A 16,653-nucleotide genomic window follows, 5' to 3' on the forward strand; every position below is an offset into this window, starting at 1 on the left:
TTCGCTTCCTGACGAGGTCGGGCCATGACGATGGACATGTCCCGTTACCTGGGCCTCTTCATCTCGGAGGCCACCGAGCACCTCGAGGCGCTCGGAAGGGACCTGGTTCAGCTGGAGCGCGAGGGCTCCTCGAGCTCAGTGGACTCGATGTTCCGCCACGCCCACTCGGTGAAGGGCATGGCGTCGTCGATGGGCTTCGAGCCCATCGCCATCGTCGCGCACCGGGTGGAAGACCTGGTGGACGCCGTGCGGCAGGACCGTGGCCGGCTGGACCGGGACCTGGTGGACCTGCTGCTGAGCGCCTCGGACACGCTGCTGGCGCAGGTGCGCGCGGTGGCCGAGGGACGCCCCCCGGATGACGCGGCGGCGCTGCTCGCGCAGCTGGGCGTCCGCGTCACGGCGATGACGGGCCATGCGCCCACCGCCACCCGCGTCGCCAAGGTCACCGTGAACAAGCCCGAGGACCCCGACGGTGGAGGGGACTCCGGCTCGGGCCCGTCGGGCAGCGGCGGCGCGGCACCCGCGTCGGGCAGTGGGGGCGCGGCTCCCGCGTCCGGTTCTTCAGGCAGTGGGGGCGCGGCCTCAGCGTCCGGCTCGTCGGGCAATGGGGGAGCGGCTCCCGCGTCCGGCTCGTCGGGCAGTGGGGGCGCGGCTCCCGCGTCGGGTGCTGGCACGGACGCGTCTGGCGATGGCGGCGCGGGCTCCGGTGGAGGCACGCCGTCGGGTACGGCTGCGCCCTCGGCCCCCGTGACGGACAGCACCCCGGGTGGAGCGCGGGAGGGCGATGCGCCTTCGGGTCATGGCTCGCAAGCAGCGGGGCTGTTGGATGCGCCCCCCCGGCCGACGGTGACGGAGAACGGCGCCGGAGGCGTGCGCGAGGTGCTGGGCATCGGCGCGCCTCCGTCCTCTGGCAGCGGCCACGTCTCTCCGGTGACGCCGCCGGTGCTCACCGAGGCGCAGGTGGCCGACCTGGGGCTGGCGCTCAAGGCGGCCTCCGGGGGCGTGCTGCCCGGGGAGCCCGCCGTCGAGGGCCGGGCCACCCAGCGCTGGGCGGTGCGGCTGCGCATCTCTCCCACGTGCCAGGTGCCGGGCGTGCGCGCCTTCCTGGTGCACAAGCGGCTCACCAACCTGGGCACGCTGGTGGACCTGCGGCCCGCGCTGGAGGAGCTGAAGGCCGGACGCATTCCGGACGGCTACATCCAGCTGGAGATTGAGACGTCCGTGGGCGAGGCGGGCATCCAGGCCTCGCTCAAGAACGTGGCGGAGGTGGATGTCGTCTCGGTGAAGCCGGCGGTGGCCGTCGTGCTGCCGGTGGTCGTCCCCACGACGGCGGCCGAGGGAGGCCGTGCCGCGGGTGACTCCTCGTCGCGCACGGTGCGCGTGCGCACGGAGCTGCTCGACTACTTCCTCGACACGGTGGGCGAGCTGATGCTCGCCACGGCGCGCCTGCGCGAGGTGGGCAAGGTGCTGCCGGAGACGGTGCGGCCCGTGCTGGACGAGGGCGTCTACCGGCTGCACACGCTGGTGAAGGACCTGCACGACAAGGTGATGTCGGCGCGCATGACGCCGCTGTCGCTCATCACCGACCGGCTGCCCCGCGCGGCGCGCGACATCGCCCGACGCAAGGAGCGCGAGGTCGACCTGGTCATCACCGGCGCCGAAATCGAGCTGGACCGCGCCATCCTCGACGAGCTGTCGGACCCGCTGCTGCACCTGTTGCGCAACTGCATCGACCACGGCCTGGAGTCCCCCGAGGAGCGCATCACCGCGAAGAAGGGCCCGCGCGGGCGCGTGCTCGTGGCCGTCAAGCGCGCCAGGGACCGCGTCATCATCGAGCTGGAGGACGACGGCCGGGGGATGAACCCCGCGAAGCTGAAGGCCGCGGCGGTGGCGCGCGGACTGCTTCCTCCCGAGGTCGCCACGCGGCTGACGGACCGGGAGGCGTTCATGCTGTCGTGCCTGCCCGGCGTGTCCACGGCGAAGGACATCACGGACATCTCCGGCCGGGGCGTGGGCATGGACGCCGTCAAGCGCGTGGTGGAGAGCGTGGGCGGCACGCTCGAAATCGACAGCGAGCCGGGCCGGGGCACGCGCTTCACGCTGCGGCTGCCGCTGACGGTGGCGGTGGTGCACCTGCTGCTGGTGGAGGTGGGGGACGAGGTGTTCGGTCTGCCCATCGCCAAGGTGGTGGGCGCCACGGAAGCGGACGGCGACGCGCTCAGCCGCAGCCGGGAGACGGCGCTCCTGCCGCATGGCAACTCGCTGTTGCCCGTGCACGCGCTGGACACGCTCGTCGGGGTGCCGACGCCGGGCATGCGGGGGGTGAGGCCCTTCGTGGTGATGGAGGGTGACTCCGGCCGGGTGGCGCTGGGCGTGGACAGGCTCCTGGGGCAGGAGGAAGTGGTGCTCAAGCCCCTGTCCCGGCCGTTGGATTTGTTGCCGGGTCTCTCAGGTGTGACCATCCTCGGAAGCGGCCGGCCGGTCTTCATCCTGGATGTGCCGAGGTTACTCTCCGCGTGAGCCTCCCTGTTCCCAGCGACGCGCAGCTCGATGCCCTGCGCGAGGTGGCCAACATCGGCTGCGGCCACGCCGCCAACGCCCTCTCCCGGCTGATGGGCGGGCGCCAGGTGGACCTGTCCGTCCCCCGCGTGGTGCTCACCGGCCCGTCGGACGCGGCGGGGCTGCTGGGCGGCGACTCGCCCGCGGTGGCGGCCTGGCTGGCCATCACCGGCGGGCTGCGGGGCGTGTTGATGCTGGCGATGCCGCTCGCGGACGGGACGGCGCTGGAGACGCTGCTGTTGGGCGGGCAGGAGACCGGGCAGGCCGAGCGCGACAGCGCGGTGTCGGAGGCCGCCAACATCGTCGCGAGCGCCTGCCTGTCCGCCATCGGCAAGCTGACGTCGTGGCGGCTGATGCCGTCGGTGCCCACCCTGCGTCGGGACTCGGCGCGGGCGCTGGTGGACGCGGCGGTAGCCCAGGTGGAGGGCGACGCCAGCCGCGTGGTGGTGCTGGAGGCGCGCTTCATGGCGTCGGCGACTCCTCCGGTGAGCGGGCAGCTGCTCCTGGTGCTGGAGCGGGAGAGCTCCCGGGCGCTGCTGGCGCGGCTGGGCGTGTAGCCCGTTTCAGGGTAGACGGGCCCCATGGATGAGAAGGCGCTGAAGCAGCTCCTGGGGAGCGTGAAGTCGGGCCGCGTCTCGGTGGACGCGGCCGTGGGCAAGCTCAAGGATTTGCCCTTCGCGGAGCTGGGCTACGCGACGCTCGACACCCACCGAAACCTCCGCTTCGGCTTCCCCGAAGTCGTGCTGGGCGAGCCGAAGACGGTGGAGCAGCTCCTGGGCATCGTCGGCGCGCTGGTGGAGCGCAAGCAGACGGTGCTGGTGACGCGGCTGCAGCCGGACAAGGCCGAAGTCCTGGTGTCGCGCTTCCCCAAGGGGCTGTACCACCCGGTGGCGCGCATCTTCCATCTCAAGCAGGGCAAGGTGCGCTCGGGCAAGGTGGCCATCGTCACCGCGGGCACCAGCGACATCCCCGTGGCGGAGGAGGCCGCGGTGACGGCCGAGGCCATGGGCGCGGAGGTGCGGCGCGTCTATGACGTGGGCGTGGCGGGCATCCACCGGCTGTTGCGGCGCCGGGAGGAAATCCAGGAGTGCCACGTCGCGGTGGTGGTGGCGGGCATGGAGGGGGCGCTGGCGAGCGCGCTGGGCGGCCTGGTCGGCATCCCCGTCGTCGCGGTGCCCACGTCCGTGGGCTACGGCGCCAACTTCAAGGGCCTGTCCGCGCTGTTGGCGATGGTGAACTCGTGCGCCTCCAACGTGGCGACGATGAACATCGACAACGGCTTCGGCGGGGGCTTCTACGCGGCGCTCGTCTCCCGCACCAAGGGGCGCCGGTGAGCACCTCGCGGCGCATCCTCTACCTGGAGCCGGTGGGCGGCATCGCCGGGGACATGTTCCTGGCGGCGGGCATTGATTTGGGCCTCAAGCCGGAGGCGATTGAAGCCGCGCTGCGCGGCCTGAGCGTCCCGGGGTGGAAGCTGGCGGTGAGTCGCGCCGTGCGCCACGCCATCAGCGGCACCCACCTGGACGTGGTGCTGGACACGCGCGAGGCGCACCCGCACCGCGCCTACGCGGACATCCGCCGCCTCATCGAGTCCGCGTCCACGCTGTCGCCTCGCGTGAAGGAGCGCGCGCTCGCGGTGTTCCGCGCCATCGGCGAGGCCGAGGCGAAAGTCCACGGCGTCTCCATCGACGACATCCACTTCCACGAGGTGGGCGCGGTGGACTCCATCGTCGACATCTGTGGCGCGGCGGTGGTGCTGGAGTTGTTGGGCGACCCGGAGGTCCACGCGGCGCCACCCCCGCTGGGCAGCGGCTCCATCCGCGTGGCGCACGGCACCATGCCCATTCCGGTGCCGGCCACGCTGGAGCTCCTGCGCGACGTGCCCGTGCGCTTCGAGGGCGTGGGCGAACTGACGACGCCCACCGGCGCCGCGTTGCTCAAGGTCCTGGCGCACATTGGCCACCCGCCCGACTTCATCGTGGAGAAGGTGGGCTACGGCGTGGGCACCAAGGACTTCAAGGACCGGCCCAACGTGCTGCGGGCGTCCCTGGGCCGCATGGAGGCTGCGCGCTCGGAAGGGCTGTGGGTGGTGGAGGCCAACCTGGACGACGCCACGCCGCAGTTGCTGGGGCACCTGGTGGAGCGGCTGCTCGCCGTCGAAGCGCTGGATGCGTGGGTGACGCCCGTGGTGATGAAGAAGAGCCGCCCCGGGCACCTCTTGAGCGCGCTGGTGGAGGGCGGCCTGCGCGACACGGTGGTGGACACGCTGCTGCGCGAGTCCACCACGCTGGGCGTGCGCTACCACCGCGTGGAGCGACAGGCGCTGGAGCGCGACTGGGTGGAGGTGGAGACGCCGTGGGGCCGGGTGCGCGTGAAGCGCGGCCTGCGCGACGGCGCCGTGCTCAATGCCCACCCCGAGTTCGAGGACTGCCGCCGCGTCGCCGAGGCCGCCGGCGTCCCGCTCAAGCAGGTGGTGGCCGCCGCCCTGGTGGCGCTCGGCGTCCCGAGCTGAGCCAGGCCCCAGCGCCCCCCGCACCCCTCGCGTCCACTTGACGGATGAACCCCCGGGGCTTCCCACGCGAAAACATTTCGCGTAGTTTGTTTCTCGCAGAGGGGGAGATTCCATGACTGATGCAATCCGTAGAGGCCTGGGGCCGGTCGTCCGGACTGTTGGAAACGTCGCCATCGAGAAGACCGTGCCGCCGCCGTTGCAGCCCGTGGCCAGGGCGCTGATGGACTTCGGGGTGTCGTCGTTCGAGCAGGCGAACCGCACCCGCGCTCGGGTGGCGCTGCAGGTACCGACGCCTCCCGTGACGGACGCTGGGACGCAGGGCAACAACACGCTGGAGGTGGGGGACCAGCTCCAATTGAACGCGGACCCTCGCGCGAATCTGCGCGCGGGCCCGGGCACGGACCAGGCGGTCGTCGGCGGCTTGAACGACGGTGCCCGGCTGGAGGTCATCGCGCCGCCGGAGGGCTCCCCGGAGCAGACCGGGTTCGTCTACGTGCGAGGCCCCAATGGCGAGACGGGCTGGGTGAGCAGGTCCCTCGTTCGTGAGCTGACGGAGGCCGAGGCGGCGCAGGCGCCCGCGGCGGGGAACGCCAGCAGCATCGGCCACACGGAGGCCGCGGCGGAGTACGACGACATCTACGTCGACCAGTTCGCCGCGGAGGCGGAAGTGGGCGGCGATGGGACCAACGCGAACTGCGGACCCTCGGCGGTGGTCATCGCGCTGCGCAACGAGGGCCTCGAGATTCCAGGCATTCCTGGCGTCGAGAAGGGGGGCCCGCTGGACCAGGACACCACCGGCGCGGACGTGCAGCGGGTGCGCTACTGGGGCAACCACAAGAGTGATTCCGACGATGACGGTGTCGGTACGAACGCGAATGGCGATGTGGCCCTCGCGGAGGGAGAGAACTCGACGTACACGGGGTTCGAGGACATCGAGAACGCGGTGGCGAAAGCGGGCGGCACCACTGTCCGAATCGACCCGACTCCGGAGGACATCGCGCAGGCCCTTCGCGATGGCAGCACGGTGGTCATCTCCGGAACGTTCCTTGAGCCAGGGACGGGGACGGACACCACGCCCAAGACGGACACATGGAGACGACGTGACAGTACCAACGAGCACTTCGTCGCCGTGGTGGGTGTGACGGAGGAGGGCAACTTCATCGTGTGTGACCCCGCGCACCCCGACAGTGCGCCCATCGAGGTGACGCCCGCGATGCTCGCCGCCTTCCTGCGCGGCGAAAACGCCGGTGCCATCGCCATCGACGGTCCGGGGACGGCGTAGTCGCGAGGAGTCCAGGTCCGGGGTGCCGCCCTTCGCCAGCACGAGCGGCGCGGGCACCCCGGCCTGCTATCTCCAGCGCCCGAGCCGCGTCCGCCACGGGGTGAACAGCAGGACCCCGAAGAACATCATCCCGATGCCTACCCAGCGCACGTCACCCCGGCCAAAGCGCATCAGCCCGAGCGACACGCCGACATAGCCCACTATGGCGAGGCACCGCGCGAGCGTCGAAGGCAGCAACGCCAGCAGCCCCGTGCCTACCGTGGAGTGACGGGCGAAGATGCGCCACGCGCCGTGCTGCTGCTCCTCCTCGCGCAGCTTCTTCAGGAGGAACGCGTAGCGCTCCGCATCCTCGCGGCGCTCCTGCTCCAGCCGCTGGAGCCCGTCCGCCCGTTCGAGGCCGCGCTGCTTCGCGCGCTGCTCCCGATGCTCGCTCGCGAGCTGCTCCCTGTAGGCGAGCTGCTCGGGCGTCCCCAGGTCGGCACCGCACTGCTGGCAGTACTTCGCGAAGCGGCCGTTGTCCGACGCGCAGACGACGCAGCGGGGAAAGTCCGGCCCGGCGTCCTCCGACGTCTCCGGCCGGTGCTCCAGCGCTACGGGAGGCTGGGCCTTGAAGCGCTCCAGGTGCGCCTCCGGGACCTCACCCTGGGGCAGCTCGCCGCGCTCGGCGATGTCCTCGAAGCGGCGCCCTCCGTCTTGGAGCTGGGGTGGCAGCTCCTGCTTCCCTCGCGCGCCCCGGTCCTTCTCCAGGTGGAGGAAGCGCGACAGCTTGGAACTCATGTCGCCCTCTGGGGCAGCGTTCTCCCGGACGAGGCCGGACGCGTGCGGCCCTTGGCCCAGTCGCGCAGCCGGCGAATCTCGTCGTGCATCGTCACCGACAGGGGGAAGGTGTCCCCGATGGTGCGCACCAGGTGCTGCTGGGCCAGCTCGGTGTTCTCCGCGAAGGCCTCATAGAGCCCGGCCACCACCACCTGCTCGATTTCGGCGCCGCTGAAGCCCTCGGTGAGCGTGGCCAGCTCCTCCGTCGAGAAGCCCTCCGGCGCCCGCTTCCGGCGTCGCAGGTGGATGCGGAAGATGTCCTCGCGCTCGGCCTGCTCGGGCAGGTCGATGAAGAAGATTTCGTCGAAGCGTCCCTTGCGCAGGACTTCGGGCGGAAGGCCGTCGATGCGGTTGGCCGTGGCCACCACGAACACCGGCGCCGTCTTCTCCTGGAGCCACGTCAACAGCGTGCCGAAGACGCGCGCCGACACGCCGGTGTCCCCCGCGCCGGAGGAGGCCACGCCGGACAGCCCCTTCTCGATTTCGTCCACCCACAGCACCACCGGCGCCACGCTCTCCGCCACGCGGATGGCCTTGCGCAGGTTCTCCTCGGAGGAGCCAATCAGCCCGCTGAAGATGCGGCCCATGTCCAGCCGCAGCAGCGGCAGGTTCCAGTGCGCGGACACGGCCTTCGCGGTGAGGCTCTTGCCACAGCCCTGCACGCCCAGGAGCAGCAGGCCCCGGGGCTCGGGCAGGCCGAACTGGCGGGCCCGCTCTCCGAAGGCCGCGGTGCGCTGACTCAGCCACCCCTTGAGGTTCTCCAGCCCGCCCACGTTCCCCAGCGTCTCCTCGGGCGGGTAGTACTCGAGCAACCCGCTCTTGCGAATCACCTGCCGCTTCTCGTCCTGGATGCGCTTGATGTCCTCGGGGCCCAGCTTGCCGTCATGGGCAATGGCCTTGGCGAAGGCGTTCTCCGCCTCCGCCATGGTCAACCCCAGCGCCGCCTTGATGAGCTGGTCGGCGTGGTCCCTCGACAGGTCGATGGTGGCTTTGTTCGTCCGCCGCACCACCGCGACAATCTCTCTCAAGAGCTGGAGCAAATCGTTGTACCCGGGCATGGGCACGTCGATGACGGAGATTTCCTTCTCCAGCTCCACGGGGATGAGCAGGGTGGGCGACAGGAGGATGACGGTGGTGAAGGTGCTCTTGAGGAAGTGCGCCAGCTCGCGCAGGGCGCGCACCACGCCCCGGTCCTCGAGGTAGGGGTGGAAGTCCTTGAGCACCACCAGCGCGGGCTCGCCCAGCTTTTCGATGGCGGCCATCGCGTCGATGGGGCTGCGCGTGTCCTCGGGCAGGGGCGCGGTGCGCGAGGTGCCCATGCTGCGCAGGCCCCGGGTGATGGACCAGGTGAAGAGGGCCTTGCCGTGCGCGCGCGCCAGCTCCGCGAGGATGGCGTCCACGCGGTGCTCCTCCCACGACACCAGGTAGAGCAGCGGGTAGCGAGCCCGCACGAAGATGTCGAGCTCCTCGAGCCACGGCTCGGCGGGACGGGGGACGCGGGCGCTGCCGGGGGAGAAGGACGACATTCGTCCGGTACTTTAGTGGGCACCGCGCGGAAGCGAAAACGCGGGTGCCCCCGGACTGGCGTGCGACCGACAGGGCGCTATGGGGTGGGCGAGACGGGCTGGGTGAGGGTGAAGCCCGCCCCGGCGGGGTCCGTCACCACGCAGAAGCGGCCATAGGGTGAGTCCATGGGCCCCACGTGCACATGGCCGCCCAGCTTCCTGACTTGCTCCGCCGAGGCGTCCGTGTTCGTGACGACGAAGTAGTTCATCCAGTGGGGCGGGAGGTCCTTGGGCCAGTGCTCGTTCATCTGGAGCACTCCGGCCACGGGCTCACCGCCCTGGTGCAGCGTCCAGTAGTCCATGGCCGTCTCCAGCTTCCGGGCCTCGAGCCCGAAGAGGGCGGCATAGAAGTCCTTCGCGCGGACACCGTCGCGGGTGTTCACCTCGTGCCAGGCCATGGAGCCGGGCTCACGAACCACCTGGGCGCCCTGGTGTTCGCCGGATTGCCAGAGGTTGAAGCGCGCGCCGGTGGGGTCCACGATGGACGCGAACGTCCCCTGGCCCGAGGCGCTCGTGGGCGGCACCACCAGCTTGCCCCCCAGCTCCACCGCGCGGGCCGCCAGGGACTGGGTGTCGGCGGCCTCGAAGGCCAGCTCCCAGTAGGCACGGCCGGGAATGGCGGGGTCTTTCAAGCTCATGCCCGCGACCTTGCGGCCGCCGAGCTGGCACATCGTGTAGTAGCGGGCTTCCTCCGGGCCGACGAGGAACTCCCAGCCGAAGAGCGCGCCGTAGAAGCGCCGCGCGCCTTCCAGGTCGGGCGTGCTCAGGTCTACCCAGGCCGGAGTTCCCGCCGCATGGCTGTCGACCGAAGGCATCGTGTCATCCTCTCTGTTGGGGTGTGCCCCGGCACCAGGTCGCCGGGGCTCCCGAGGCTAGCCATTCATCGCGTTCGGGGAAGGAGCTTCTTCGCCACGGACGCGGTGTGTCACGCGGGCTCGGAGTCGTTCGCCACGGGGACCCGCTGCCCCTCCGTGTCGGAGCGGAGCGCCGCCGCGATGACCTCCTGCACCGTGGCGCCGTCGTCCACGGTGGCGAGTCCGTCGCGGGGCGCACCGCGCAGCAGGCCGAGGAACCGGCGCGCGCCTTCCTCGTGCGCTCGGGCCCAGGGCTCGGGCTCACCGGGGCGGGGCTCGACGCCGGGGGCCACGTCCTTCCAGGCGCCGTGCTCGAAGGCGCGCACGGGAGAGATGCACCAGCCTTCGCGCGAGGGTACGTAGCCACCGGAGAAGCCCGCTTCCCAGTCGCTGCCGAGGAGCGTCCAGCCGCCATGAATGCCCGGCTCCGGACAGGCGACGTGCGTGAGCACCAGCACTGCGCCGGAGGAGAGCCCCACGTGCAGCGCGGCGGTGTGCACGGGGCGGCCGGAGAGCGTGGCCTGCACCCAGACCGGGGACTGTCCCGTCAGCCACAGGGCGGCGTCGATGACGTGGGAGAGGCCGCCCCAGTCGCCGGACTCGCCCGTGCGAGGCGCGCCTGGGAGCTCGTCGCCGACGGGCATGAAGCCGTTGCGGAGCGTGAGGACCAGGTGGCGCACGGCGCGACCTTCGAGCCAGTGCTTCAGGGCGCGCAGGGGCGGCAGCATGCGATAGGGGAAGTTGACGGCGCTGGGCGTCGAGGCCTCGCGGGCGCGGCGGGCCAGCAGGCGCGCGTCCTCGACGGTGCGAGCCAGGGGCTTCTCGCACAGCACCGGGCGATGGGCGTCCAAGGCGGCGAGCACGTGCTTGGTGTGCACCGCGTCCGGGCTGGCGACGACCACCGCGTCCACGGCGGCGCACAGGTGGCTCACGTCCGTGGTGGCCAGGGGAATGTGCTCGTGCTCGGCGACGGCGCGGGTGGCCACGAGGTCGCGTCCGCACAGGGCCGCGATGTCCGCGCCCGCCGCGCGGAAGGCTCCCACGTGCATGCGCCCCCACTTCGTCCCGATGATTCCGATGCGCGTCATGGCGGCACAGCCTGCCAGAGACGGCGGGCCCGGCGTGCATCCGCGTCCATATGGGACATTCAATCGCTTCGGGCACAACCCTCACGGGCTTCATCCCGCCTCGACGTGAAGCCCGGGATGTGACGACGGTCATGGCGTGCGGGCACGTACGTGGTGAGCACGCCGAAGGTCACTCCGACCCCATCGGGCCGGGCTCTCATGAGGGGCGTCCGCGCAGTGGAGCTTTCGAGGAGATGGCGTGCGCGGCGTGCATCCGCCTTCGCCCGGGACATGCGATGCTGTGCGCGCCACCCGGCCCTCACGTCCGGACGTGCCCGAGACGAGGCCCCTTGATGCAGCCCGCGGTTCCACTGTCCTCGACGCCCTCCACCGACCTTGTCGCTCCGTACTTCGCCCCCGTGCGCGGCACGCGCGAGGAGGCTCGGCTGCCGTTGATTCTCGCGGCGGTGCTGGCGCCCATCCTCGTCGCCACGCTGTTCCTCAGCCCCGCGGGTAAGCTCAACTGGCTCTTGGAAGTGGGGCCCGGGCTCGTCGGCATGGCCGTGCTGGCCGCCACCTTCCGTCGCTTCCCCATGTCGCGCTGGGTCTACGTCTGCGTCTTCCTGCACGTGCTCGTGCTGACGTACGGCGGCTACTACACCTATGCGCTCACGCCCCTGGGCGACTGGGCACGGGACACCTTCCACCTGTCGCGCAACCCCTACGACAGGCTCGGCCACTTCGTGCAGGGCTTCTTCCCCGCGTTCATCATCCGCGAGGTGCTCCTGCGCTCCACGCCCCTGCGGCGCGGCGGCTGGCTGAACTTCCTCACCGGCTCCGTGGCGCTGGCCATCAGCGCCTTCTACGAGCTGCTGGAGTGGTGGGCCGCGCTCGCGCTGGACCCCGCGGGCGGTGACGCGTTCCTCGGCACCCAGGGCGACATCTGGGACGCCCAGTGGGACATGTTCCTCGCCCTCTGCGGCGCCATCATCGCCATGGCCGTCTTCGGCCGCGCCCACCTGCGGAGCGTGGAGCGACTGGTGACACGCGCGAAGCTCACATCCACTTGAGCGAGTAGCGCCGGACCGTGTGCTTGGGCGTCATCTTCGCCTCCGTCACAATCTTCCCGAAGCCCATCAGGAAGCCCCGGAAGGTGCCCAACAGCAGCGGGGCCGGCAGGCGCGAGCCGCTCTCCAGCTCCGCCGCCAGCGGCATGAAGGCCACGGTGCGCGTGGTGTCCGTCGCGGGCAGGTCCTTCACCAGCGCGCGCAGCACCGCGTCGAAGTCGCCGAACACCTTCTCCACCGAGTCGAACCCCCGCGCCCGCGCCAGCGGCAGCGTGCGCATCGCCGAGCGCTGGGCGATGGCCTCCACTGCCCGGTCTCCCAGCGCCACGTGCAGCTCCGCCGTCATGCGCACGTAGTCCTCCCACGCGTACCACGTGTCTTCACGCATGCTGTTGATGGTGCGCTGGTGCGCCGGAAAGCGCGAAGACGCCGCCGTCATCGCGCCGAGAATGGCCTTGAACCAGGCGCCCTGGATTTCGCCGGACATGAGGTGCCCCCCTGACTGGAGAGCACTCCACCCGCGTGGCCCTCCGCGAACCAGGGGGGAGTCCCCACGGGCGTGCACGGCACGACGCTCGCGAGCGTCGAGGACAGGGCTTCCGTCTCCCGGTGGATGCTCCGCGCGTATTGCGCAGGACACCCACCTGGAGCAGCGCTACGCGGGCAGCCGCACCTGCACCCGCGTGTGCCCCGGCTCGGAGAGCACGCGCACGTCGCCGCCGTGCCGCTCGACGATGCGCCGGCTGATGTCCAACCCCAGCCCCGCCGCGTTCGGCTTCGTGCTGAAGAAGGGCTCGAAGATGCGCGGCATCAAGTCCCTGGGAATCCCAGGCCCGTCGTCCGCGACCTCCGCCACCACCTGCCCGGCCTCCGTCCAGGTGCGCAGCTTCAGCGTCCCGCCGCGCTCACCCAGCGCCTCCAGCGCGTTCAGCACCAGCTGCGTCCAGACCTCGTCCAGCGCGGCACCCTCCGCGCGCAGCTTCGGTGCCTCCCGCTCGAACTGCCGCTCCACGGTGACGTGGCCGCCCTCCAGGCGGTGGCGCAGCGCGACCAGCGCGTTCTCCAGGCCGTCGTGCACGTCGACCTCCGTGGCGGGCCTCCGGTCGATGAAGCTGTACGCCTTCACTCCCTCGACGAGCGAGGAGACGCGGGCGCTGCCGCGCTCGACCTCCGCCAGCAGCACGTCGCCGCTCACCGCGGCCACCAGCCAGGAGAGCGTGTCCCGCAGCAGCGCCTCGCCCACCCGGCGCGCCACCGAGTCCAGCCAGTCCACGTCCAGCCCGGAGGCCACCAGCGCGGGCGCGACGTCCCACGCGTCCGACATGCCGCGAAGCTCCAGCCACGTGCCCACCTCCTCCTCGCGCCGCGTCCGCGCGAGCGGCTCCAGCGCGGGAGTGGCCCGGCCCCGGTCGGCGGCCTCCCGAGGCAGCGCGAGCAACGCGCCACGCTGCGCCGAGGACAGGCCGTGCTGTCCCAGCGCCATGGCCCGCGCGGACACCAGCCGCAGCGTGTCGCGCAGCCGCATCGCGCTCCGGTTCGCCGCCGTCGCCGGGTTGCCCAGCTCCGGCGCCAGCCCCGCCACCATCTGCCCCGGCGTCGCCGGCCCGGGCTGCTGCGTGGACACCACCTCCTGCGGCTGGGTGCGCTGGGCGGCGACCTCCATCAGCCCCCGTCCCAACGAGGGAGCCAGTCGCAGCAGCTCCCAGAAGGCGGCGGGCTCCAGCCGCAGCAGGCGCACCTCCGTCTGCGCGTGGCCGGTGGTGGGGTAGGGGGAGTTCAGGAAGAGGATCAGCTCGCCGAAGATGTCGCCCGCCTCCAGCGCGCCCGTGGGCGCATCCTGGTCTCCCACGCGGCGGGACCACACCGTGCGCCCTTCGAGGATGACGGACAGGCCGTCGGCGGGGTCTCCCTGCGCGGCGACCCGGGTCCCGGCGGCGAAGTGAAGCTGGCGCCCGTGACTGGCCACCCAGTGGAGCTGCTCGTCGCCCAGCCGGGAAAACAACGGTACCCGGCGCAGCGCTGTGACGATGTCCTCGCTTCCCATGTCCCTTCGGATGCTGCCTGGGTCCGAGGAAGGGTGTCCATCTCAGGTTGACCCCATGGACCCGGAATCGACATGGACTCTGGGATGCAAGGACTGTAGGCGCCCGGCGCCTTCGGACCCGTGGGGTGGCTTTTTCGCGACAGGGAGCAGGCAGCCTGCGCCTGTCCGCCCGGCTCCCGGTCGCCGCATGTCCGGCAGGGTGGCGGACGACGGAGCGCGCGCGCAAGCGGGAGTCGCCCGTGGGACGCAATGTTGGGGGAACCCTTGCTGGAAGGAACTCCGCATGGAGCCGCATGCCGCTCCCCCTCCACGCACGGAGGCCCAGGACCTGTCGCCCATCGGCCCTCCGCCCGCATCGGCGCGAGCGGGAGAGGAGGACCCGGCGGCTGTCTTCCTGGCGGACCTGCGCACCGTCTCCCTCTTCACCGACGTGGACGCCGAGGAGGCAGAGCGGCTGCGCGGCGAATCCTCGTACCTGGAACTCCAGCCCCAGGAGTGGCTGGGCCGCGAGGGAGAGCCCGCCGCCTTCTTCCTCATCCTGGAGGGAGAGCTGCGCATCACCCGGACGATTGGCGGCGTGGAGATGCTGGTCTCCGTGTTCCGCGGCGGCGAGTTCTTCGGAGAGGTGCCGCTGCTGCTCGGCCAGCGCTTCCTCGCCAGCAGCCGCGCCATGTCGCGCTGCCGCCTGGTGCGGCTCAGCCACCAGGCCTTCTGGCGGATGCTCGCGGAGTGTCCCACCGCGAACCGGGAGATTCTCCGGACGATGGCCGAGCGCATGAAGACGCTCCAGTCCATCTCGCTCCAGCAGGAGAAGCTGGCGTCGCTCGGAACGCTGGCGGCGGGGCTGGCCCATGAGCTGAACAACCCCGCTTCGGCGGTGATGCGCGGCGTGCGCGAATTGGGAGAGCGGCTGGGTGAGCTGCCCTCGCTGGCGCTGTCCCTGGACTGCCGCACGCTGTCCGAGCCCCAGGTGCGGGCGTTGGAGTCTCGCGCCACGCTGGAGCCCGTCAGCCGCAGTCCCCTGGACCGCGGCGACGCGGAGGACGCGCTGGCCCGGTGGCTGGGCGCGCGTGGCGTGGAGGACGCGTGGGTGCTGGCGCCGGAGCTGGTGGAGGCGGGCCTGTCGCTCGAGCGACTGGAGCGGGAGCTGGAGCCGCTGGAGGGCGAGGTGCTGAGGGGCACGCTGCGCTGGGTGGCCGCGACGCGTGGAATCTCGGTGTTGCTCGACGAGGTGGGGCAGGCAGGGGGACGCATCGCCGCGCTGGTGAACGCGGCCCGGGCGTACACGTACCTGGATGAAGCGCCGCTGCAGCGCGTGGACGTACATGACGGCCTGGAGAGCACCCTGGCCGTGCTGGCGCATCGGCTGCGCGGGGTGCAGGTGGAGCGGGACTACGACAGGAGCCTGCCGCCCATCACCGCCTATGGCACCGAGCTGAACCAGGTGTGGACCAGCCTCATCGAGAACGCGGCCGACGCCATCAAACAGAACGGCGGGGGAACGCTGACGCTGCGCACGCGCGGCGACGGGGACCACGTGGTGGTGGAGGTGGTGGACGACGGGCCCGGCATCCCCGAGGAAATCCTGCCCCGCGTCTTCGACCCGTTCTTCACCACCAAGGGCGTGGGTGAGGGCACGGGTTTGGGGCTGAGCATCACCCACCGCGTCGTGTCCCTCCTGCACCGGGGAGAAGTGGTCGTCACCTCGCGGCCCGGCGAGACGCGCTTTCGCGTCCGACTGCCCCTGGAACTCGACGGGGCCTTCATCCCCGAGCCCGCGCGACCGCGTATGTCCGAGTCCACGCCACGACAGCCCCCGGAGGTGGAGGCGCTGCGCGGCGCGTAGCTCCTACGCCGACGGGGGCGCGTCCAGCGGCAGCCTCACCTGGAAGGCCGTGCGCCCGGGCTTCGACTCCACGCGCACGTCGCCGTGATGCCGGTCCACGACGACGCGGCGGGTGATGTCCAGGCCGAGTCCGGTGCCATGCCCCATGGGCTTGGTGGTGAAGAAGGGCTCCCAGATGCGCGGCAGCAAATCGGGCGGGACGCCAGGCCCGTCGTCCACCACCTCCACGAGCAGGAAGCCGCCGTCCTTCGCGGTGCGCACGGTGAGGTGGCCCTTGCCGCCCATGGCGTCGATGGCGTTGTCGACGAGGTTGGTCCACACGTGGTTCAGCATGCCGGGCAGGGCCTGGACGCGCGGCAGCTCGCGGTCGTACTCGCGCTTCACCTCGACGCCGTGCTTCAGCTTGTAGTTGAGCAGCAGCAGCGTGTTCTCCAGGCCCTCGTGCACGTCCACGGGCTCGGGCTGCTCCTTGCCCGCGTGGGTGTAGGACTTCACCGCGCCGGCCAGCTCCGACAGGCGTGTGGTGCTCTGCTTCACCTCCGCGAGCAGCGCGCGCGTGCGCACCAGCGCCTCCAGCCACGCGAGCGAGTCCGGCAGCGCGTCCGCGGGGAGCGCCTGGGCAAGCGCCTCCAGCTTCTCCTGGCCGATGGCCGCGTCCAGCAGCGTGGGGGCCAAATCCCACGCGTTCACCACGCCGCGCGCATCCATCCACGTCGCGAGCGCGTCCTCCGCGTCACCGCGCGTCAGCGGGTCCATGTCCCGGGTGGCGCCCCGGCCCTGGCTCTGTCGGCAGGTGCGCAGGAGCAGCAGGCGCTGGGCCTCCGTCAGCTTCCAGCGCTCCAGCGCCAGCGACAGGTCCTCCTGCGCGTCCATGGCGAGGGTGAGCTGCTCGGTGGCGCGGCGGCCCGCGGAGGCGGGGTTGTTCATCTCGTGTGCGAGCCCCGCCGCATGACGCCCGAGCGCGGCCAGCTTCTCCTGGCGCAGCAGCGTGCCTTCCAGACATCGCAGCCGCTCCTGCGGCTCCTTCACGTCCGCCGACAC

The 16,653-nt window shown here is 71.5% G+C and carries 14 protein-coding genes; 7 read left to right on the forward strand and 7 right to left on the reverse strand.

Going from position 1 to position 16,653, the window contains the following annotated elements; all coding sequences use genetic code 11:
• Positions 1-24: 24 nt before the first annotated feature.
• The 5 genes from LZ199_RS20975 (at position 25) to LZ199_RS20995 (ending at position 6,353) form a co-directional block, all read left to right on the forward strand.
• Positions 25-2,520: a chemotaxis protein CheA gene (locus LZ199_RS20975; RefSeq protein ID WP_253995504.1), complete on the forward strand. Its 2,496-nt coding sequence runs from the start codon at positions 25-27 to the stop codon at positions 2,518-2,520.
• A complete protein-coding gene (locus tag LZ199_RS20980; RefSeq protein WP_253995505.1) occupies positions 2,517-3,116 on the forward strand; it encodes a chemotaxis protein CheC in 600 nt (199 codons plus the stop codon). Before LZ199_RS20975 ends, LZ199_RS20980 begins: the two co-directional genes overlap by 4 nt.
• 24 nt (positions 3,117-3,140) lie before the next feature.
• The gene (larB, locus tag LZ199_RS20985) at positions 3,141-3,893 is read left to right on the forward strand and encodes a nickel pincer cofactor biosynthesis protein LarB (protein WP_141641983.1); all 753 of its coding nucleotides are present in this window, start codon (positions 3,141-3,143) and stop codon (positions 3,891-3,893) included.
• Positions 3,890-5,071, forward strand: coding sequence for a nickel pincer cofactor biosynthesis protein LarC (larC, locus tag LZ199_RS20990; protein WP_253995506.1), 1,182 nt, complete (start codon positions 3,890-3,892; stop codon positions 5,069-5,071). Before larB ends, larC begins: the two co-directional genes overlap by 4 nt.
• A 112-nt stretch (positions 5,072-5,183) precedes the next feature.
• A complete protein-coding gene (locus LZ199_RS20995; RefSeq protein ID WP_253995507.1) occupies positions 5,184-6,353 on the forward strand; it encodes an SH3 domain-containing protein in 1,170 nt (389 codons plus the stop codon).
• Positions 6,354-6,419: 66 nt separating this feature from the next.
• On the opposite strand, the gene LZ199_RS21000 is transcribed toward LZ199_RS20995, so the two are convergent.
• From LZ199_RS21000 to LZ199_RS21015, 4 genes are all read right to left on the reverse strand, one after another.
• Positions 6,420-7,130 (reverse strand): hypothetical protein, encoded by a 711-nt coding sequence (locus tag LZ199_RS21000; protein WP_253995508.1) that lies wholly within the window; start codon positions 7,128-7,130, stop codon positions 6,420-6,422.
• Positions 7,127-8,695 carry an AAA family ATPase gene (locus LZ199_RS21005; RefSeq protein ID WP_253995509.1) on the reverse strand — a complete coding sequence of 523 codons (1,569 nt, stop codon included), beginning with the start codon at positions 8,693-8,695 and terminating at the stop codon, positions 7,127-7,129. Before LZ199_RS21005 ends, LZ199_RS21000 begins: the two co-directional genes overlap by 4 nt.
• Positions 8,696-8,772: 77 nt before the next feature.
• Positions 8,773-9,549: a VOC family protein gene (locus LZ199_RS21010; RefSeq protein ID WP_253995510.1), complete on the reverse strand. Its 777-nt coding sequence runs from the start codon at positions 9,547-9,549 to the stop codon at positions 8,773-8,775.
• A 110-nt stretch (positions 9,550-9,659) separates the two neighbouring features.
• On the reverse strand, positions 9,660-10,676 hold the full coding sequence (locus tag LZ199_RS21015; protein WP_253995511.1) for a Gfo/Idh/MocA family protein: 1,017 nt from the start codon (positions 10,674-10,676) through the stop codon (positions 9,660-9,662).
• A gap of 332 nt (positions 10,677-11,008) precedes the next feature.
• Between LZ199_RS21015 and LZ199_RS21020 the strand changes: the two genes are divergently transcribed.
• On the forward strand, positions 11,009-11,725 hold the full coding sequence (locus LZ199_RS21020; protein ID WP_253995512.1) for a DUF2238 domain-containing protein: 717 nt from the start codon (positions 11,009-11,011) through the stop codon (positions 11,723-11,725).
• Here the strand turns inward: LZ199_RS21020 and LZ199_RS21025 are convergent.
• Positions 11,712-12,209, reverse strand: a complete 498-nt coding sequence (locus tag LZ199_RS21025; RefSeq protein WP_253995513.1) for a hypothetical protein — start codon at positions 12,207-12,209, stop codon at positions 11,712-11,714. The genes LZ199_RS21020 and LZ199_RS21025 overlap by 14 nt on opposite strands.
• Before the next feature lie 168 nt (positions 12,210-12,377).
• Positions 12,378-13,766: an ATP-binding protein gene (locus LZ199_RS21030; RefSeq protein WP_253995514.1), complete on the reverse strand. Its 1,389-nt coding sequence runs from the start codon at positions 13,764-13,766 to the stop codon at positions 12,378-12,380.
• A gap of 283 nt (positions 13,767-14,049) precedes the next feature.
• Here LZ199_RS21030 and LZ199_RS21035 point away from each other — a divergent pair, with 283 nt between their 5' ends.
• A complete protein-coding gene (locus LZ199_RS21035) occupies positions 14,050-15,612 on the forward strand; it encodes a sensor histidine kinase (RefSeq protein WP_253995515.1) in 1,563 nt (520 codons plus the stop codon).
• A 3-nt stretch (positions 15,613-15,615) separates the two neighbouring features.
• Here the strand turns inward: LZ199_RS21035 and LZ199_RS46720 are convergent, their stop codons facing one another.
• Entirely contained in the window at positions 15,616-16,653 is a 1,038-nt protein-coding gene (locus LZ199_RS46720) for an ATP-binding protein (protein ID WP_253995516.1), read from the reverse strand.

Origin of the sequence: Myxococcus qinghaiensis, from assembly GCF_024198215.1 — a bacterium.
Lineage (GTDB): Bacteria > Myxococcota > Myxococcia > Myxococcales > Myxococcaceae > Myxococcus > Myxococcus qinghaiensis.

Bases quoted from the DNA above. Each gene is read 5' to 3' on its own strand.
- LZ199_RS21000 (WP_253995508.1), bottom strand. From the start codon at position 7,130: ATGAGTTCCAAGCTGTCGCGCTTCCTCCACCTGGAGAAGGACCGGGGC.
- LZ199_RS21005 (WP_253995509.1), bottom strand. From the start codon at position 8,695: ATGTCGTCCTTCTCCCCCGGCAGCGCCCGCGTCCCCCGTCCCGCCGAG.
- LZ199_RS21025 (WP_253995513.1), bottom strand. From the start codon at position 12,209: ATGTCCGGCGAAATCCAGGGCGCCTGGTTCAAGGCCATTCTCGGCGCG.
- larB (WP_141641983.1), top strand. From the start codon at position 3,141: ATGGATGAGAAGGCGCTGAAGCAGCTCCTGGGGAGCGTGAAGTCGGGC.
- LZ199_RS20975 (WP_253995504.1), top strand. From the start codon at position 25: ATGACGATGGACATGTCCCGTTACCTGGGCCTCTTCATCTCGGAGGCC.
- LZ199_RS21030 (WP_253995514.1), bottom strand. From the start codon at position 13,766: ATGGGAAGCGAGGACATCGTCACAGCGCTGCGCCGGGTACCGTTGTTT.
- LZ199_RS21035 (WP_253995515.1), top strand. From the start codon at position 14,050: ATGGAGCCGCATGCCGCTCCCCCTCCACGCACGGAGGCCCAGGACCTG.
- LZ199_RS21015 (WP_253995511.1), bottom strand. From the start codon at position 10,676: ATGACGCGCATCGGAATCATCGGGACGAAGTGGGGGCGCATGCACGTG.
- LZ199_RS21020 (WP_253995512.1), top strand. From the start codon at position 11,009: ATGCAGCCCGCGGTTCCACTGTCCTCGACGCCCTCCACCGACCTTGTC.
- LZ199_RS20995 (WP_253995507.1), top strand. From the start codon at position 5,184: ATGACTGATGCAATCCGTAGAGGCCTGGGGCCGGTCGTCCGGACTGTT.
- LZ199_RS21010 (WP_253995510.1), bottom strand. From the start codon at position 9,549: ATGCCTTCGGTCGACAGCCATGCGGCGGGAACTCCGGCCTGGGTAGAC.